Annotated in this window: 16 protein-coding genes and 3 pseudogenes; 15 read left to right on the top strand and 4 right to left on the bottom strand. The window is 42.8% G+C overall.

Annotated elements, in window-relative coordinates; genetic code table 11:
- The first annotated feature begins 78 nt into the window (after nt 1-78).
- Entirely contained in the window at nt 79-819 is a 741-nt protein-coding gene (locus tag AC58U0_RS15415; RefSeq protein WP_497379821.1) for a LamG-like jellyroll fold domain-containing protein, read from the top strand.
- 85 nt (nt 820-904) lie between these two features.
- On the opposite strand, the gene AC58U0_RS15410 is transcribed toward AC58U0_RS15415, so the two are convergent.
- Complete coding sequence (locus AC58U0_RS15410; RefSeq protein WP_497379820.1) at nt 905-1,207, bottom strand: amidohydrolase family protein; 303 nt, start codon at nt 1,205-1,207, stop codon at nt 905-907.
- 21 nt (nt 1,208-1,228) lie between these two features.
- Between AC58U0_RS15410 and AC58U0_RS15405 the strand changes: the two genes are divergently transcribed.
- The 9 genes and pseudogenes from AC58U0_RS15405 (at nt 1,229) to AC58U0_RS15365 (ending at nt 7,747) form a co-directional block, all read left to right on the top strand.
- Entirely contained in the window at nt 1,229-3,283 is a 2,055-nt protein-coding gene (locus AC58U0_RS15405) for an endo-1,4-beta-xylanase (RefSeq protein ID WP_497379818.1), read from the top strand.
- Nucleotides 3,280-3,744 carry a hypothetical protein gene (locus AC58U0_RS15400; RefSeq protein ID WP_497379817.1) on the top strand — a complete coding sequence of 155 codons (465 nt, stop codon included), beginning with the start codon at nt 3,280-3,282 and terminating at the stop codon, nt 3,742-3,744. The genes AC58U0_RS15405 and AC58U0_RS15400 overlap by 4 nt, the downstream gene beginning before the upstream one ends.
- Nucleotides 3,745-3,804: 60 nt before the next feature.
- The gene (locus AC58U0_RS15395) at nt 3,805-3,924 is read left to right on the top strand and encodes a nitrilase-related carbon-nitrogen hydrolase (RefSeq protein WP_497379816.1); all 120 of its coding nucleotides are present in this window, start codon (nt 3,805-3,807) and stop codon (nt 3,922-3,924) included.
- 139 nt (nt 3,925-4,063) lie between these two features.
- Nucleotides 4,064-4,654: a sugar phosphate isomerase/epimerase family protein gene (locus AC58U0_RS15390; protein ID WP_497379815.1), complete on the top strand. Its 591-nt coding sequence runs from the start codon at nt 4,064-4,066 to the stop codon at nt 4,652-4,654.
- 24 nt (nt 4,655-4,678) lie between these two features.
- A complete protein-coding gene (locus AC58U0_RS15385; protein ID WP_497379814.1) occupies nt 4,679-4,885 on the top strand; it encodes a hypothetical protein in 207 nt (68 codons plus the stop codon).
- Nucleotides 4,863-5,333 (top strand): zinc-binding dehydrogenase, encoded by a 471-nt coding sequence (locus AC58U0_RS15380; protein WP_497379812.1) that lies wholly within the window; start codon nt 4,863-4,865, stop codon nt 5,331-5,333. The genes AC58U0_RS15385 and AC58U0_RS15380 overlap by 23 nt, the downstream gene beginning before the upstream one ends.
- Before the next feature lie 118 nt (nt 5,334-5,451).
- Nucleotides 5,452-5,883, top strand: a pseudogene (locus tag AC58U0_RS15375) (sigma-70 family RNA polymerase sigma factor); the annotation flags it as partial.
- A 68-nt stretch (nt 5,884-5,951) separates the two neighbouring features.
- Nucleotides 5,952-6,620 carry a tetratricopeptide repeat protein gene (locus tag AC58U0_RS15370; RefSeq protein WP_497379811.1) on the top strand — a complete coding sequence of 223 codons (669 nt, stop codon included), beginning with the start codon at nt 5,952-5,954 and terminating at the stop codon, nt 6,618-6,620.
- A gap of 449 nt (nt 6,621-7,069) precedes the next feature.
- Nucleotides 7,070-7,747: a YjgB family protein gene (locus tag AC58U0_RS15365; RefSeq protein ID WP_497379810.1), complete on the top strand. Its 678-nt coding sequence runs from the start codon at nt 7,070-7,072 to the stop codon at nt 7,745-7,747.
- 917 nt (nt 7,748-8,664) lie between these two features.
- Here the strand turns inward: AC58U0_RS15365 and AC58U0_RS15360 are convergent.
- Nucleotides 8,665-9,552 carry a TetR/AcrR family transcriptional regulator gene (locus AC58U0_RS15360; protein WP_497379809.1) on the bottom strand — a complete coding sequence of 296 codons (888 nt, stop codon included), beginning with the start codon at nt 9,550-9,552 and terminating at the stop codon, nt 8,665-8,667.
- A gap of 151 nt (nt 9,553-9,703) precedes the next feature.
- On the opposite strand from AC58U0_RS15360, the gene AC58U0_RS15355 reads away from it, so the two are divergent.
- Both AC58U0_RS15355 and AC58U0_RS15350 read left to right on the top strand, forming a co-directional pair.
- Complete coding sequence (locus AC58U0_RS15355) at nt 9,704-11,137, top strand: DHA2 family efflux MFS transporter permease subunit (protein WP_497379808.1); 1,434 nt, start codon at nt 9,704-9,706, stop codon at nt 11,135-11,137.
- Nucleotides 11,138-11,244: 107 nt separating this feature from the next.
- Nucleotides 11,245-12,105: an SDR family oxidoreductase gene (locus tag AC58U0_RS15350; RefSeq protein ID WP_497379807.1), complete on the top strand. Its 861-nt coding sequence runs from the start codon at nt 11,245-11,247 to the stop codon at nt 12,103-12,105.
- A 317-nt stretch (nt 12,106-12,422) separates the two neighbouring features.
- Here the strand turns inward: AC58U0_RS15350 and AC58U0_RS15345 are convergent, their stop codons facing one another.
- Nucleotides 12,423-12,626, bottom strand: a complete 204-nt coding sequence (locus AC58U0_RS15345) for a GerAB/ArcD/ProY family transporter (protein ID WP_497379805.1) — start codon at nt 12,624-12,626, stop codon at nt 12,423-12,425.
- Between AC58U0_RS15345 and AC58U0_RS15340 the strand changes: the two are divergent.
- Nucleotides 12,616-12,867: pseudogene (locus AC58U0_RS15340) on the top strand (DJ-1/PfpI family protein); the annotation flags it as partial. The gene AC58U0_RS15345 and the pseudogene AC58U0_RS15340 sit on opposite strands and share 11 nt — an antisense overlap.
- 734 nt (nt 12,868-13,601) lie before the next feature.
- Here AC58U0_RS15340 and AC58U0_RS15335 read toward each other — a convergent pair.
- The gene (locus tag AC58U0_RS15335) at nt 13,602-14,804 is read right to left on the bottom strand and encodes a cytochrome P450 (protein WP_497379804.1); all 1,203 of its coding nucleotides are present in this window, start codon (nt 14,802-14,804) and stop codon (nt 13,602-13,604) included.
- A gap of 396 nt (nt 14,805-15,200) precedes the next feature.
- On the opposite strand from AC58U0_RS15335, the pseudogene AC58U0_RS15330 reads away from it, so the two are divergent.
- Together AC58U0_RS15330 and AC58U0_RS15325 are read left to right on the top strand one after the other, a co-directional pair.
- A pseudogene (locus AC58U0_RS15330) lies at nt 15,201-15,299 on the top strand (Fe-S cluster assembly sulfur transfer protein SufU); the annotation flags it as partial.
- Nucleotides 15,300-15,673: 374 nt separating this feature from the next.
- On the top strand, nt 15,674-16,687 hold the full coding sequence (locus AC58U0_RS15325; RefSeq protein WP_497379803.1) for an alcohol dehydrogenase: 1,014 nt from the start codon (nt 15,674-15,676) through the stop codon (nt 16,685-16,687).
- Nucleotides 16,688-16,693: the final 6 nt, after the last annotated feature.

The raw sequence follows: 16,693 nt of genomic DNA, 5'->3' as shown, positions 1-16,693 counted from the left end.
ATGATTCAAAAAAACGTTGAATTTACATTGGATGACAGCGGCCCTGCCTGTAAACTGAGAAGCAAAGGGGGATTGTCTATGTTTTTGGATAGTAAGCTTGTCATTGAACATCCAGCTTTGATTTCGTTTTGGGACTTTCAAGGGGAAGATGATCTCGCAGCTCTAGGGCTATATACGTACAGACTTGAGGAGATGACGGAAGGCATAGTTCGTCATACAGATGGCGTGTTTGGCCCGAAATCGCTTTCGATTGAGCTTGGACAATGGCTGCGGATCCCGCGCAGGGAATGTCCAGCACTGAACTTTCACGGTTATGGTGTGAAGATGACGATCTTAGCATGGATTAAACGAAAGCCTTGTGAATCAGGCCATTGCCAAGCAATTGCCGGAATGTGGAATGAAACAGAATGGTTGAGGCAATATTGTTTATTCCTGAATCTAAGGATTTGGGACAGTGCAGAGCAAGTTTGTGGCCACGTTTCCTGCAGCGGTGGCCCCACACCGGGTCATCCTTATTGCATGACCTCGGCGATCGGAGCTACGCCGGTGCGGACTAACGAGTGGGTCTTAGTGGCATTTACCTATGACGGCTGTTTCTCAAGGGTGTATCTCGATGGAACGCTTGACGCCAGGCTTGCGTTCAACCCGTTCCCCTACTTCCACGGGATCTACGATGGTGGAGAGAACGGGTCCGATTTCACTGTTGGCGCGGTCCACCGGGCAGGCGAGATGGGGAATTTCTTCTCTGGTTCGCTTGGAGGTTTGGCCGTGTATGGGGATGTACTTAGCGAAAAGGACTTGTTGGCACTGGTGCCTTAGTGATCTGTTTTATACTAGATCTACATAGCGACCAAACTACTTTGGACGTTCTCGAAATGTACTCGGGCAGGATTTTTCTGCTTGCTTATGGCAGCTCGAACAGTTTCCTCGCATTTTCACTAAATATTTTGCGCTTCTTCTCTAGTGGAAGTCGCGACAGAATTTTTGTAGGATCGTCAAAGTCCCAGTGTGGGTAGTCGCTTGAGAACAACAACATGTTTTCCGCATCGAACATCTCGAACATAGCTTCCAAGTGCTTAGGGTTGTCTGGTTCTTCGATGGGCTGGGTTGTGAAGAACACATGATCTCTCGCATACTCACTAGGTAAACGTTTCAGCCAAGGCGTTGAAGCTCGGAGCGCTTTGAAGTTCTTATCGAGTCGCCACAAGATCCTTATGATAACACAGTCATGAGTAAAAGCTTCAATGTTCAAGTAGAAAACGATGGACAATACGCAATTCACGAATTGGCTTTGCCTGAATTAAATGGGCAGGGGTATTACAAGTTGAACACGACGGTATCGTCGGGCAGTAGTACCTTAAGCTACGAGAGTGCAATTGCCGTGCTACCAGCTAATAATACCTCTGTCACGGACGGGCTATATGCAGACTTCTATGGCTTCCATTCCAAATATGACTGGGATCCGAAAATTTGGACGGATGTGAATGCCCGAATAACGCGTACGTGGGCGGATGCCAAAGTATTTCTTTGGAATGTTGTTGAGCCTACAAAGGGGGCTTTCAACTGGGAGAAAACGGATCAATATGTGTCCAAAAGCAAAGCGGCAGGTCTTGAGGTTTTAGGCGTATTAGGGTATCCATCCCGTTGGGCGACGACCAGACCGACGGATGCAATCATGCAAACAAGTAATTTGGCTCAGCGCCCTGAGCGATGGGTGCCTAAGGACTTTGAAGGCGAGTGGGCTAATTACATCTATCAAACGGTCAGTCGTTATAAGGGGGAAGTGAAATACTGGGAAATTTACAATGAAGCGAATTTCAATGCAGAACCAGGATCCGGTAATGCGGCTACATTCACAGGAACGAATGCTCAATACTTAGAATTGCTTAAAATTGCTTATCGGGAGGCGAAGCGGGCAGACCCCAATGCACAGATTTTAAGTAGTGGTTTTTCGGATGAAGCCAATAATGTCAGTCTGCCGACAGCTTTTTTTGATCACCCAGATCAGTATCAAAACGGTATAAATTATTTTGATATTTATAATGTTCATGGCTATGATGGCGCCAAATCGAACTCGAAATCGACACCATGGGTGAATAAATTAAAGCAGGCTCGTCCCGGAACCGCGTATTGGATGAGCGAGCAGATGTTTTTTACAACGCCAGATACAGATACCCGGTTATACAGTACCGTGGAATGGCTCGTCGACTACTTGAAGATGGGCTACAGCAAATTTATCAATATGGGCACGTTTGAAGTCTTCTTTGACCGAAATACCCTCTCACCGGAACTAGATTATTACGTGCAAGGCGTATTTAATAATAAAATTCGTAAAGTGAGTTCCATTAAGGGGTTGTTAACGTGGCCGGGAATCTCAACGAATACATTTAGAGTCAGACATTCCTTTGGATTGACCAACGGGAAGACGCTCTCAATAATTGGAACGAACAACACAACGGATGGTGCTTACGAATATACATTTAGCGGGAATATTGAGTCTGCTACCGACCTCTATGATCAACCGCTTCAAGTGACAACAAATGCTAACGGCTATAAAGTGATTCAGACTCCGAATATTGCCTATATCGTAAGTTCAGGGCCGATTCAGGTGTTAAGTGCAGTAGCTTTAGAGTCGAGACCTTTGTTGAGGAACGCTGATTTTATTAGTTTGACCGGGGATTCTAACATGAACTTGTGTACGGCACTTCCACAAGATTGGGAGTATTTATTTACTGCTTCCAAAGGGGGCAGCATTTGTACCGTTCAAGGGCAGCAGGAAGGAAACTATGCGGTTCAAATGAGCGCGACAGGTCAAGAGCGGGTTACGATTAGACAGACAGGCATAATGCCTAAAAAGACCGGCGTTTACAGATTATCCGCGAAAATTAAAAAGATTACTGGAAATCCTAATGTCTACTTATGGTATCAAGGTGCGGCCTATTCCGAGAAGCAAATGACGGATTTGGGGCCGGACTACGTGACGATTACCAAAGATATTACCATAGATCCTCTGCCAACGAGCGGGGTTACTGTAGGTATTGGTATGAAGGCGAACAGCAGCGGAACCTTTGTCGTCGAATCGCTCGACTTCGTCAATCTCGATGATGTTCCACAGCAGGTGACGATGCAGTTGGATCCGTCCAAAAAATCGTTTATTTCCTTGTCGGCTATGGCAAATCAATCGTATCGTGACGACACGCCAGCAGGAGATGGGCAGGGGGCTGGGCTGACTTTGGTCCAGAGAACATTGCCAACTCAAATTTTCAAACGGGGGAGCAAGTGATAGGCGGTATACCTTATCAATTGCCCAACAGCATCACGGAACCGACCGTTATGATGATTGCAGGCGGATCGACAATCAGGCCGGGCTTGCCAGTGAGTATGACGGGTATACCTGTTAATCAAAAGCTTAGCAAAATCGGATTTCTTCACACCTTGATGTATCCGATCGCACCAGGCGGTACAACGATTGGTAACTATATCATTCATTATTCAGACGGCACACAAATTGCTCAACCCATTGTGTTCCAACAAAATATTGATGATTGGTATGTACCTTCAATTAATCCAGCAGTCGTCATTGCTAAGAAATACACCATGACGAGTGGGGGAGAACGGGCAGTGTTCAACACGTTATTTACGAATCCATTCCCGGAGAAAACGATTACAACGATCGATATGATCGGGCAGTCCAAAGCCATTATTGCTTTGATGGGCATTACCGGTGAGGTTTTCACCCCATAGATTTTTGGTGCATTTTGATGTAAAGCAACGGAAGAGCCGCCCTATCCTACCGATGGAGAAATGAAGCGCGATGAAATCACACTGGGCACTGAAATCCCTGTGTTTGAGACGGATTTCGGCAAAGTCGGCATAGCGATTTGCTTTGATATCGGATATCCGGATCTCCCTTGCAAAATTTAGTGAAGTTCGTGAAAGAGAGCGGGTTTGACGGAGTAGAGTTTCCCTTGCGGGAAGGCTTCCAATTGGAGCCCGCTGATGCGGAGAAAGGTTTGCCGAAGTTAGCCACCTATTTCGCCGATCATGGTTTGCGTATTTTTATGTGGCAAGTCAAACGGATGAGCGAATTTTTTCGGCCTGCGCAGAGGCAGGGATTCCTAGCATTCGAATTATGCCAGCGATTTCACATGAAAAGGGCTATCTCCAATCTGTAGCCAATCTTCGTAAGAACCTAGAAGACGTGTCCCTGCTCTGTGAGAAATATGGGGTTAAAGTTGGCGTTCAGCAGCATTACGGTGATTTTGTTCCGGATTCTTCGGGTCTGATGCACTTATTGCAAGGTTTAAATCCGGATTATGTGGGAGCCGTCTGGGATTGCTCGCATGATGCGTTGGCTGGACAGCAGCCTGAATTTGGACTGGATATTGTCTGGTCGTATCTTCATATGGTCAATCTCAAAAATGTTTTTTATAGCCGCATCAATGGACCGGAAGCACAACACGCGCAGTGGGAGCGTCACTTTACTTCCGGACGTCAGGGGATGGCTTCTTGGGAGCGTGTTGCCGATTATCTGAAGAAGCGAAAGTACGAAGGAGTTATCAGTTTGACGGTAGAGTACACAGCGGAAGCTGAAGTAGATCGACTTATTCGTGAGGATATCCGTTATACGAAATCGCTCTTTCAAGCAGAATAGAGTATAGAAGAAGGCGGGATAGGAATGGCGGATAAAATACGCTTAGGTGCTGTTGGTTTGGGTCGGGTATCCAGCTCACATCTGCCGGCGATTGAAGATTTGAGAGATAAAGTAACTTTACAGGCCATTGTATCCCGTGACCCGAGCTGGCTGAAATCTCTCGCACAAGAATGTGCTGATTACGGGGCAAGGTGTGAGCGGGCTAATTATGAGAAAAGTGGTACTATATAGTCCACGCAACCTCGTGGTGAGAGAATTATTCGACGAGAAACTGGCCCTTGCTCGAAAATACGGTTCGACGCATACGTATAAAATTCCTCACGAGCATGCGAATTCCATGGAAACCCTCAAGCATGATTTTCCTGACGGTTTTGATGTCGTCATTCCTTGTCTCTTGGAAGGTGAAGGCATGGTAGATGCCATTGACGCGGCTGCTCAAAATGGGAAAATTGTCATGTACGGCTGCATCGGCACGTGCCATAAACCTGTCGATTTTTTCAAAGTCCATAAGAAACGGATGGACATTCTCTCGAAGGAGCAGAAACGCGATATCGAGAACCGACGTTATTTTGATGAAGGGCTCCGGCTTGTGCTTGACGGGCTGATCAACACGGAAGAAATGATCACGCATATCGTGCCGCTCACTGAGGTGGACTACGATTTATACTTCACTTATTGAAATGTATGAAAAAGAAGCTTGCATGTTTTTTGCAGCTTCTTTTTTGTATAGGAAATTACAGATAAAGAAGATCCATCTCAATATCTTACTATGCAGCAAATGTTTCCTATCTACGTTGCTTCGTGTCCACAACCTCAAAAAATTCGACAATACAGGGGAAGATCTCGAGGATTTGATCTCGATCGGGACGATCGGATTGATCAAAGCCATTGAGTCGTTTTCGCCGAACAAAGGGACCAAGCTCGCGACTTTCGCCGCTCGCTGTATCGAGAACGAGATACTGATGCATCTGCGATCACTGAAGAAAACGCGCAAGGATGTGTCGTTGCATGATCCCATCGGAACGGACAAAGAGGGGAACGAAATCACGTTGATCGACATCCTCGGGACGGAAGCGGACGATGTCGTGGATAAGGTTCAGCTCAAGATAGAGAAGAGCAAAATCTACCGCAATCTGGAAATCTTAGACGATCGCGAGAAGGAAGTCGTCGTTGGCCGGTTTGGGCTGGAGCTTGGCGGGGAAGAGCGGACGCAGCGGGAGATTGCGAGAACTTAAAGGAACAACATAGGTGATCATATTATCATGCGCGTTTCGTCCAAAAAAAGAATAACGCATTCATGGAATTCAATGTCGATCTAATGGCTTTACCCGGAATGTTAGTTATTTTTGTATTTTCCTATTTGCCAATGGGCGGGATCATGATTGCTTTCCAAAACTTCAATCCGATTAAAGGGATTACTGGAAGTGAATTTGTAGGGTTGCGTAATTTCCAATTTTTCATCGAATCCAATGATACGTTAAAGGTTATCTTTAATACGCTGTTTCTAAATTCACTGTTTATCCTTTGCGGAACAATTGCATCGGTGGCGATAGCAGTTATGTTCTCCGAAATATCGGGGAAATGGTTCAAACGTATTAGCCTAACATTGGTTACATTGCCGAACTTTTTGTCATGGACGGTCATTGACATATATGTAGGAAATTTAGCGATGTCTCTGCAACACTATAAAAGGGCTTTTAAACTAGAACAAAAAGAAGCTCTTTCAATTGAAGTTGAAGAGTCTATTGATTATGTTATTAAATTAGAGCCGGATAAATATCACTTATTTTTGTGTCTTGCTCTGATAAATGAGTTTAAAGGTGACTATTCATTAGCTATGAAGGATTTAGAGCAATACCTTTCTTTTGTAACTAATACAGATGGGTACTATGCACATGCCGTGCAATTAAAGCAACGATTAGAAGTAATAAATACTCAAGTTGCTGTTGCTGAAAGGGCAATGTAATATCAAAAAAGCCTCCTAGGGGGCTTTTTGTCATTTACTGTGTGAATTGGTTCTTACGTTCTGACAACGCTAATTGCCTGAATAACGGTTTTTGGAAAGCCACGGCTGGACGATCCATCGGATCCGGAGCCCTAATTGGTGAGAAAACTAGGAAAAGTTGGACACCACACCGATAAATTGATGCAGAAAAGCTGAACCGCAGTAGCAGCAGCTAGCAGCTGTCGAGTGACAAGAATTTATTCCGATTGCCGAATGAGATCAAGATTATATACTGATTACCGATATAAAACTGCTTTTTGTATATGACTGCTGGGAAAACATTAAATTGTGACAACTGTTGTGAGTTGCGCTATTGTTAAGATTATCCATGCATATGATTTTGCAACATTACTTATCTTTTAATCGTTTGAATATTGTAAGTACTCAAACATTTAGGGAGAAGGCATATTATGAAAAGTTATAGTAGAAAAGCAGCGGTTTATCCAATGTTAATTGCGAGTATGCTTATATTCTCAGCATGTACATCAACTGAAAAACCAGCAGCGAGCGCAGCTGCTCCAATAGCTAGCACCACGCCTAGTCCAGCAGTTGAACCTTCAACTGCACCAAATGCAACTCCGACTACATCATCAAAGCCGGCATCAACGCCTAGTGGCAACATTAATGTAAAACCAGTATCATCAGAAACAACGTCCGTTACTAAGCAAATTAAAGATATGCTTGAACTAGCGAAGTTAGGTAAGGTGGCTGGCATTGAGTTTGCTGCAGAAACAAGATTCATCGAAGATGTGGAGGAAGCATGGGGGAATGCGGATCATAAAGAAGCGGTGGGAAGCGGAATATATGCGACATACACCAAGAAAAATGCAGTCATTGGCTTCAATAAGGGTGATCAAATCATTGATATTCGTTCCAGCGATTCAAAGCTGCAAGCACTAACATTGAATCAAATTGAACAAGCGCTAGGAAAGCCAATGGATACAAAGGTAAACGGGGATGACATGATTTATATTTATAAAGCATCCGATGTGTTTCAAGTTAAATTTATTATTCCCAAATCAAGCGGAAAAGTAGACCACATTTCTGTTTTTGATACCAAGCACTCAGTCAATAACATGGCTGGCTAAATAAAAAAATCAAAGGGGTTCACCCCTTTGATTTTTTGTGTAAGCCCAGCATTGGGCGTCATCTAAACGGTGAGATTCCGGGATGGGGGCTGGAAAGCCCCTACCATAGTCATTATCAAAATACCTGTAAAATACTTTAATCTCGTTGTCCTATGTGCGCCGAAAACGGATTGATTATTTGATGTTCCACTGTAATCTTTTGACCCACTATCGGCTGGAGCTTTTTTTTTTGATTCCATTTTCTATGATAGTGCACTCCTCTATTTTCATATATTCCCTCATTAATTTTCCCGGATTAGTTAATTTTAATCATTGCCTTCAAAAGCGTCCACTTCACCAATTGGTCCTCGTTTCTTGTAACCCCATCAAAAATGGGACAATGTTCTTGTCACCAGCCCTCGACGCAAACACAATCCCATAATTGAAATCTTGATTTTAAAGATCTTTGTAGTGTTAAACTTTTCGACATTCGTTGCAATCTTCAACTTCAAATGAATCCCAAAGAATACTGTTGTTAGGTCATGAGGTTGGACATCCAGATGAATAGCATCTATGAAAATAACCACGCCCATCCCAATTGGCCTAGAACATTATCTCATTAAAGGCCGCGAAAATTGTAGTTTTTTTGTTTTATGGGATAAAGTTCTTGTTAAAACAAAATGACAAGAACTTTATCCTATTTCAGATTTTGACAAAAACTTGATCTCATTCCCAACGGATGACAGGGAAGAGGTGAAGTCAGTTAAAATAAAGTTGTAATCTGGACTTACTATTAAACGGAGGGGTAAATCGGTTCCTTCTGTCCTGCCGTTAAAACAAATATCGTTGGAATTTTAATTTTATAATCCACTGAAACAATATTGCCTTGAAAGGCAATATGCCATTCTCTTTTAAATGATTAGTAACGTGAGAAATAATTACTCACCCAAATTGAAGCAGAGTTTTCTTAATTGTTCAATGATGCTTTTAAGCTCATTCTCTTTCTTCAAAAACTGAAGCATGGCAAGGATTAGTACAGATCTAGGCTGATCTCGCTCAACTTCCTCCTGGAGTATAACGAGCGCTTCATGCAGTCCTGTTCTGTGATAATTGGTTATAGCCAATTCTTTTAGGGTAGAGAAAAGAAGTTCGAACAGCTTACGTCTTTGTTCAACTACAGAAACAGAGTTGCCCTTACAAGCTGATTCCACATAATTATCCATCATCGTATTTTGTAAAATTGCTTTTGGCTTCTTATTCAGGACGCCGTCAACGACCTCCTCCAAGAGATCCACAATAAATACAGAAACATCTTTTATATTTAACGGCCTGTTATCAAAAATAATTAAGAAAAGATACTCTTTAACGATCCCATTATAAATCGATACAAGGTCCCATATATTAAGTTCTATTTCTTTACCAAACCTACGAGTCAAGGCATCTCTATTCATATTAAAAATATTTGCTCGTTGACTAAGCAGAATAGAGGCAATTTTCCCTTCACTAGCTTGCATTTCAAAAGTATTCTTCACTATAAAATTATTCTCAATAAAAAAATAAAATTGACATTCGGTTTCACGAATGAAAATCTCTCTTAAGGTAAGTGTCGGGTCCGATCTAATCTCTTCCATTTTTTCGAAAAGGCTAATCTGCTTTGAGTGATGCACTTCTACGAATAAATCCTCTTTAGAAGGGAAAAATTTGTATAGCGACCCTTTTGCGATTTTGCAATCATCTGCGATATCCTGAATCGATGTAGCAAGATAGCCTTTTTCCGAAAAAAAGCGTTCAGCGGAATCCATGATGTTTTGTTTGACTATACTCAATCTACTTCCTCTTTTCAAAAAAAAATTGACATTCTTCAAAAACTAGATAAAATTAAGCACATGATGACCAATCGGTTTTTCCGGAAAACCATTGGTCATCTGTATGTGATGTATGCTTAAACATCAAGCCACAGAAGAGAGGAACATTCATTTGTCTGCACAATCAGCTGAGAAATTAGCATCTTCACCAGAGTTTTCGCTCAAAACCATTATCGCTCCACTTCTTGCCGTTATGATTGGTATGATTATGGTTCTTCTAGATACTACGATTATGAATGTTGCTATCCCAAGTTTACAAAAATATTTTAACAGTTCATTAAAAACAATTCAATGGACCATTACCGGTTATACTCTTGCGCTAGCTACGATTATCCCTTTAGCTGGCTGGATGACAGATAAATTTGGAGCCAAACGAATATTCCTCATTACGATTACCTTGTTTACTATTGGTTCAGTCCTTTGTGCCTTAGCCCAAACTACTGAACAGCTCGTAATATTCCGCATAATACAAGGCCTTGGTGGTGGAATGGTAGCTCCCATCGGTATGGCAATGTCTTTTAGAATGGCCCCCCCCGATAAAAGAGGAGCCGTTATGGGGATGCTTGGTTTACCTATGCTAATTGCCCCTGCTACAGGTCCTTTATTATCTGGATGGTTAATTGGAATAGCATCTTGGCATTGGATTTTCCTAATCAATTTACCTATTGGAATCGCTGCAGTGATTGTAGGTCTTAAATTTCTGCCCAATCAGCAGCGTGGTAAAGCACCTGCTCTCGATATTCTAGGAATAATTCTTGCCCCGATCGCTTTTTCCATGCTGACTTATGGTGTGAGTGAGGGGGGAAGGGGCTGGAGTTCCACTGGCGCATTAACGGGATTGATTGTTGGGGGTGTCGCACTTCTCCTACTTATTTTCGTGGAGCTGCGTCATAAGCAACCATTGCTGGAGCTGCGTGCATTTAAATCACCAGATTTTACTCTTGGTATTATTATAAACTGGGCTTTGCAAGCCTCCATGATCGGGACCATTCTATTGAATCCCTTATTCCAGCAAGGAGTATTAGGTCGAACACCCCTCGTAAGTGCGGCAATCTCCCTCCCCATTTCTTTGGGAGGTCTACTATTTACGCCATTCGCGGGGAAAATATCCGATAAAATAGGCGCTCGACCTCTTGTGTTTAGCGGTTTGAGCCTTATGTCCATTGCTTTATTCTTGCTTTCGGGGGTAAACCTCAATACCGGAGTAATTACTTTAATGATTCCACTTTTTATGGTGGGATGTGGGATGGCCTTATCAATGATGCCCTTAAATGCTCATATTTTAAAGTCTGCTCCGCGTGAACTGGTAAGCCGAGTAACACCATTAAACTCAGCTTCTTTACAGGTTGTGAATTCATTTGCCATAGCTGCTTTAACGGGACACTTATCTTCGCGAATAGGAAAGCGTATGGCGGAAGCTGGTGAACACGCCCAAAATTTAAAGATCTCTGCCTTAGCTTTTGGTGACACGTTCTTAATTATAGCCTGCATTGCCACGGGTGGTGCGATTTTAAGCTTAATTCTTCGTAAGCCTCGCATCAAATAAGGAGAAGAATTGGCGGCAGCATAAGGAATGAGCGATTAATTATAATAAATTTTGAAATTTTAATCATAATTAAAGTGAATTTAACCAATGAGAGGGGTTTATTCAGTATGAGCGCAGCTATTTTAGTGATTGGAGCTACAGGAACAACAGGCAAAGAATTGGTGAAACTTCTGGCGAAGAACGGCCAAAAAACGCGTGTTACCGTTCGTTCGACAAGCAACACAAGCGAACTGCAAGCATTGGGAGTCGAATTGGTTCAAGCCGATCTAACCGATGTCGACTCACTGGTAAATGCCATGAACAGCCTCCAAAAAGTATATTTTGCAACACCTCTTGTTCCGAATATGGTGGAACTTTCTACTTCGATTATTCGTGCAGCTAAAAAAGCCGGTGTGAAGCATCTTGTGAAGTTATCGGGCGGCGGGGCTGAAATGGATACAATGGCCAAGTGGCATAGGGCAGTCGAAAAAGAAATGGAGCAGTCCGGCATGGCTTATACGTTCTTGCAGTCAAATACTTTTATGCAAAATTTTGTTAAATTCAACTCACATACCATTCGTGCTCAGGGAGCCTTCTATGAGCCGCATGGCGACGGAAAATCGGCTTACATTGATGCCCGCGATATAGCCCAGGTTGCCTATCGGGTTTTAACGGAAGAAGGCCATGAGAACAAAGCATATTACTTGTCGGGGCCAGAAGCACTTTCCAGCGCCGAAATTGCGGATATTCTTTCTTCAGTAACCGGAAAATCAATTAAGTACGTAGATGCACCGGTTGAAGCTGCTCGCGCTGGTATGCAGAAAGCAGGCATGCCTGCTGAAATCGTCGAAGCTTTATTAGAACATTATCAAATGATGAAGTTAGGATACACTGCAAAAGTTTCCAGTACGGTAGAAGAAATAACCGGACAAAAAGCAACCTCTTTTGAGACTTTTGCTCGAGCAAATAAGGAAGCATTTATCGGTTAATATATGGCGAAAAGTTTTTAAATTAGAGTGATGAAGCTGTGATATCCACGGACGGTTCCGCTAGATTGAGGAGTAGGCCAAGGATATTCTTAATACGCGTGAATTGTTGCCATTAGATTGTAAAGCGCGGCCGGCGTTCGTTTATACACCAGTCCAACATTGTTCATGTTGGACTGGTTTTCTTATTCGGATTGTATCATCGCTGATTTTTCTGTAAGATTTTGCTTCGAATTAAATAAAGGATGAAAAGTAACGGGATATATGCATAAATAAAATAAAACCCAACCTCAACAACATTTCTTCCTAACCAGTCAATCTTAACGTATGAAAATAAATTCAATCCTTGCAATAAGCGAAAATTCAATCACTTTTATCATGACCAAGGTTGGCCAGTAGGTATGCCTTAATAACCCCTGACTAAAATACATGAGCGTTACAAACGTTAGTATGAAGTACTTGAGTGTGCTAAGAAATAAACCGAGATGAGCCCATTTTACATTTTTCTCGGGAATCGGATCCATGTGTTCGGGTGCTTTGCTCTTGGGAGCATTGGGTTATTTGGCAGGGAAGCGAGCTACCACTTATCCGACTGTGGCCGGACAGTTAGCCGCGTTTGGCGTAGAGATCGTTAACGAGAGCTTTGTAAATAACGGTAACATCAGCACGGCTGCCGGGTGTTTGGCCGGACAAGATTTGTCTGCTTGGGTGATTGATTCTTTGCTGGGTAATGAAATGACCCAGCGTGTTCTGAAGACGGTTTAGCCTGTCGGCCAGGGGCTTGAGATAGTATTGTAACCACTGGTGGAACAATCGGTGGTGGTGCAAAGGTTACCATCATCATGAAATTGAAAGGACTAACTCCCAAGAAGGCCCTCGAAGAATTGGAAAAAGCTGAAGGGAGAATTAGAGAGACGTTATAGAAAATTAGGATTAAGCATATAGAAATTATAAAGTTTTAAATTTATCATAATCAGGTTACCGGATGTTGGGTGGCCTTTTTTTGCATTATTTGTATAAAATAAATCTATTAATCAAAAATGCTGGAATTCAGGAACATTATGATTAGCTATGCTTAACCGAGTCTGTCGAATCTTTTATTTAAACTCATTTAAAAGTCTTCTCCTGGCCAATCGACTTCGATCAATCAAAGCCCTTGGTCCAATCTTAATAACAGCCACTCTATCACTTGCTGGCGATCTTAGATAATATGTACATAGACGTCAGTTATTGCGTAAAGCAGGTCTAAACTTTGGAGAAACCATTAAAACCGAGGGACGAAGAACGAAACTTGAATAAAAGGCAGCTGAAAGTCTGAGACTATTTCTTCAAATTCTAAACAGTAGCTGCCTTTTTATTCTAATACAGAGTCCACAACTTAATTCATAGGAGCTGTCGTCAAAGTCTTTAAGAAATTTCTAATCATTCACAGGGTGTTCAGTCTAAACTTTATTCTCACTGAACCCCCGCCTTCTTGATCTAGCTTTCGTTTTATCGAATTAGAAACTAGCGAAGCTAACTGTAAACTGTTTAACTCCATAAACAAAAGGACTTTGAATATACGTCATCTCCGAATCTGTGACAAATTGAATATCCCCGAGCCGTTTCAAGAGCATCTCAATCACGATTTGCCCTTCAAGCCGTGCTAAAGGTGCTCCTAGGCAGAAATGTATGCCGAATCCAAACGAAAGGTGAGCATTTGGTTTGCGGTCCACAATAAACGTATCTGGATCTGCAAATTTAGCCTCATCGCGATTAGCAGATGCCACCCAAGAGACGACTTGTTGCCCTTTTTTTATCATGATGTCTCCAATCTCCACGTCCTGCGTCGCTACTCGTCCTATGGCCAGAATGGGGGGATAGAAACGCAGGACTTCTTCAATAAAACCAGGAATAAGCTCTGGGTTACCGCGAAGTTGCTGTTGGAGCGTTTGGTCTTCCGTCACGCGGCGGACAGCGTTTGTAATCAAATTGGTCGTCGTTTCATTACCAGCAGCGAGGAGTAGGATTGAAAAGCCAAGAATCTCTTTGTCGCTGAGCTTCTCTCCTTCTACTTCGGCTTTCAGCAGAAGTGAAATCAGATCCTCTTTAGGCTCCATACGACGCTGCTCGATAATCTGTGCGAAATAATCATTCAGCTCGTCAGTGGCCTTCTCTTTCTCCGCGATGACGTGATTGAACGCCTCGTCAGTATTTTGGTCAGGTCCCTTCACAAGAATGTCCGACCATTCCTTGAATAAGTTGCGATCCTCTGGGGGGACGCCAAGCAGCTCCGCTATAATAATCACCGGCAGCGGAACGGCCAGAGCGGAAACTATGTCTATAGTTCCTTCGTTTTCCACAGCATCCAGCAATTCTTCGGTGATTGAGGAGATTCGTGATGCCAAATCCGAGATTACCTTGGGTGTAAACGCCTTGCTTACCAAACCCCTCAGTTGTGCATGACGAGGAGGATCCATCGTAAGAATGGTCTCTCTGTCTTTTACAGCCAATCCTCGTCTGGAAGAGAAGGTGGCAGGATCTTTGAGAATACGATGGATGTCTTCATAGCGAAATACATCCCAACAACTTCTACTTTCATCATAACGAACAGGCGTCGTTTGGCGAAGTTGGTTAAACACCGAAAAAGGTTGAAGTCGTTTTTCCTTCGTGTTCAATTCAACCATTGGTATAATATTGGCGTACCGTTCCGATTTGTTCATGTATATTCTTAGTATGCTCCTCTCCAAATTCAATCTAAAGGTTAATTTACCCAGTAGTTAACAATTAATTCCTGGAGTTTTTCATAGGCATGAATCTTAGATTTCATGAAATCAAAACGAGTAAATGCTTTGCGAAAAGGTTAGGAAGAAGGAATGATTACCCGAGAGTAAATTCTGTACGTTTAATAGAGTAGACGTTACAGAAAGAAGAGAAACATGTATACAAGAAAATTATAGGGTTTGCCGTTTGTTCGTGGAAAATAAAGTCCGTTAGTGAAAATTAACAAAAGTAAACAAAATCGGACCAAACCTTGATTTTGCTGGGTTTCCTGACGATAGTACCATCCATTTGATTGCGAGAGCAAAGAAATATAATGGAAACATATGGGATATCATTTATCCAGCATGAACAAATTCCCGGCCAGGATCAAATGCGCGACCCTCGTCTGGAACGCACTACGCAAAGGGGTTGATCAGACGCAAAAAAACGAATAAATAACGAAATTGGTGAAAATGATCTGGCTTTCGTTCCCAACCCGCGGGTTAACAAATCGAAAGAGCATAGCTTCTGCTTTTCGTTTCAAAATTAAGCTGATAGGAGTCTTACACATGCCATCAGTGCAGTCCGTTATTGTCCTTTTACTGTCTCTGGGTAATTTTTAAGCGATTAATTAACAGCCGCCTTCAATTACTGAGCATAAGCGATAATAGTTTTAGAAAGTATATCTTTAAATCTAAGAGGTAACTCTATGCTTTAGAGGACTAAAATCAATTGTCGGCGATTAAGTTACAATTTTAGACTGTCGTTTATTCGGTCCTTTTACAAAATCGTCTTGCAAATGAAAAATTATTTAGGAGGAAAAATCTCCATGGGAACGATGAGAGCTGCAGTAGTTAACAAACCTGGTGATCATTTTGAAGTTATCGAAATAGAAATACCGGAGCCTCAACGAGGCTACGTAAGGATTCGGGTTGAGGCGTGTGGAATTTGTCACAGCGACCAGGTTGTAAAGGATGGGATAATCCCTGGAATCCCATATCCAAGAACCCCAGGACATGAAGTTGCTGGTGTCATTGACAAAATTGGTGAGGACGTCACTTCGTGGCGAGTCGGTCAACGAGTTGGTGTTGGCTGGCATGGCGGGCAGTGTTTCAAATGTGATTCCTGTCGATCAGGCGACTTTATTAACTGCGAGAATCGTTTGATTTGTGGGGTTTCATACGACGGTGGCTATGCTCAGTATATGGTGGCGCCCCAAGAAGCAATAGCACTGATCCCTGATGAATTGTCGATGGTTGATGCAGGGCCATTGCTATGTGCAGGACTTACTACATTTAATGCTTTGCGAAACAGCGGGGCACGTCCAGGCGAAGTAGTCGCTATACAAGGCCTTGGCGGCTTAGGGCACATGGCTCTGCAGTACGCTAATAAATTTGGTTACAAAACAGTCGCTCTCTCGCGCGGTGACGACAAGAGAGAATTGGCACTTAAGCTTGGTGCGCATGTTTACATCGATACAGCAGCCACTGATGCCGGTACTGAGTTGAAAAAATTAGGCGGAGCGCGCGTTATTTTAGCTACTGCCCCACACAGCAAATCGATTTCTTCACTTGTCAATGGATTGTCTAAAAATGGGACATTACTCATTGTCGCAGCATCACCCGATCCAATTGAGGTCGATAGTGTACCGTTACTTTTCGATCGACTATCGATACAAGGATGGCTGACTGGGCATGCGAAAGATGCTGAAGAAACTCTAAACTTCAGCGCTCTTTTTAATACACTACCGATGACTGAAGTTTATCCCCTCGAGGAAGTTAATCAGGCCTATAATAGAATGATCGAAGGGGAAGCTAGATTTCGGGTCGTTCTTAAGATGTAATCATCG

The organism is Paenibacillus sp. J31P190, from assembly GCF_059692075.1.
Note: the sequence above shows the minus strand (reverse complement) of the source record. Positions and strands in the feature narration are given on the sequence as shown.

Bases quoted from the DNA above. Each gene is read 5' to 3' on its own strand.
- AC58U0_RS15415 (WP_497379821.1), top strand. From the start codon at position 79: ATGTTTTTGGATAGTAAGCTTGTCATTGAACATCCAGCTTTGATTTCG.
- AC58U0_RS15405 (WP_497379818.1), top strand. From the start codon at position 1,229: ATGAGTAAAAGCTTCAATGTTCAAGTAGAAAACGATGGACAATACGCA.
- AC58U0_RS15395 (WP_497379816.1), top strand. From the start codon at position 3,805: ATGAAGCGCGATGAAATCACACTGGGCACTGAAATCCCTGTGTTTGAG.
- AC58U0_RS15385 (WP_497379814.1), top strand. From the start codon at position 4,679: ATGGCGGATAAAATACGCTTAGGTGCTGTTGGTTTGGGTCGGGTATCC.
- AC58U0_RS15380 (WP_497379812.1), top strand. From the start codon at position 4,863: ATGAGAAAAGTGGTACTATATAGTCCACGCAACCTCGTGGTGAGAGAA.
- AC58U0_RS15370 (WP_497379811.1), top strand. From the start codon at position 5,952: ATGGAATTCAATGTCGATCTAATGGCTTTACCCGGAATGTTAGTTATT.
- AC58U0_RS15365 (WP_497379810.1), top strand. From the start codon at position 7,070: ATGAAAAGTTATAGTAGAAAAGCAGCGGTTTATCCAATGTTAATTGCG.
- AC58U0_RS15350 (WP_497379807.1), top strand. From the start codon at position 11,245: ATGAGCGCAGCTATTTTAGTGATTGGAGCTACAGGAACAACAGGCAAA.
- AC58U0_RS15345 (WP_497379805.1), bottom strand. From the start codon at position 12,626: ATGGATCCGATTCCCGAGAAAAATGTAAAATGGGCTCATCTCGGTTTA.
- AC58U0_RS15335 (WP_497379804.1), bottom strand. From the start codon at position 14,804: ATGAACAAATCGGAACGGTACGCCAATATTATACCAATGGTTGAATTG.
- AC58U0_RS15325 (WP_497379803.1), top strand. From the start codon at position 15,674: ATGGGAACGATGAGAGCTGCAGTAGTTAACAAACCTGGTGATCATTTT.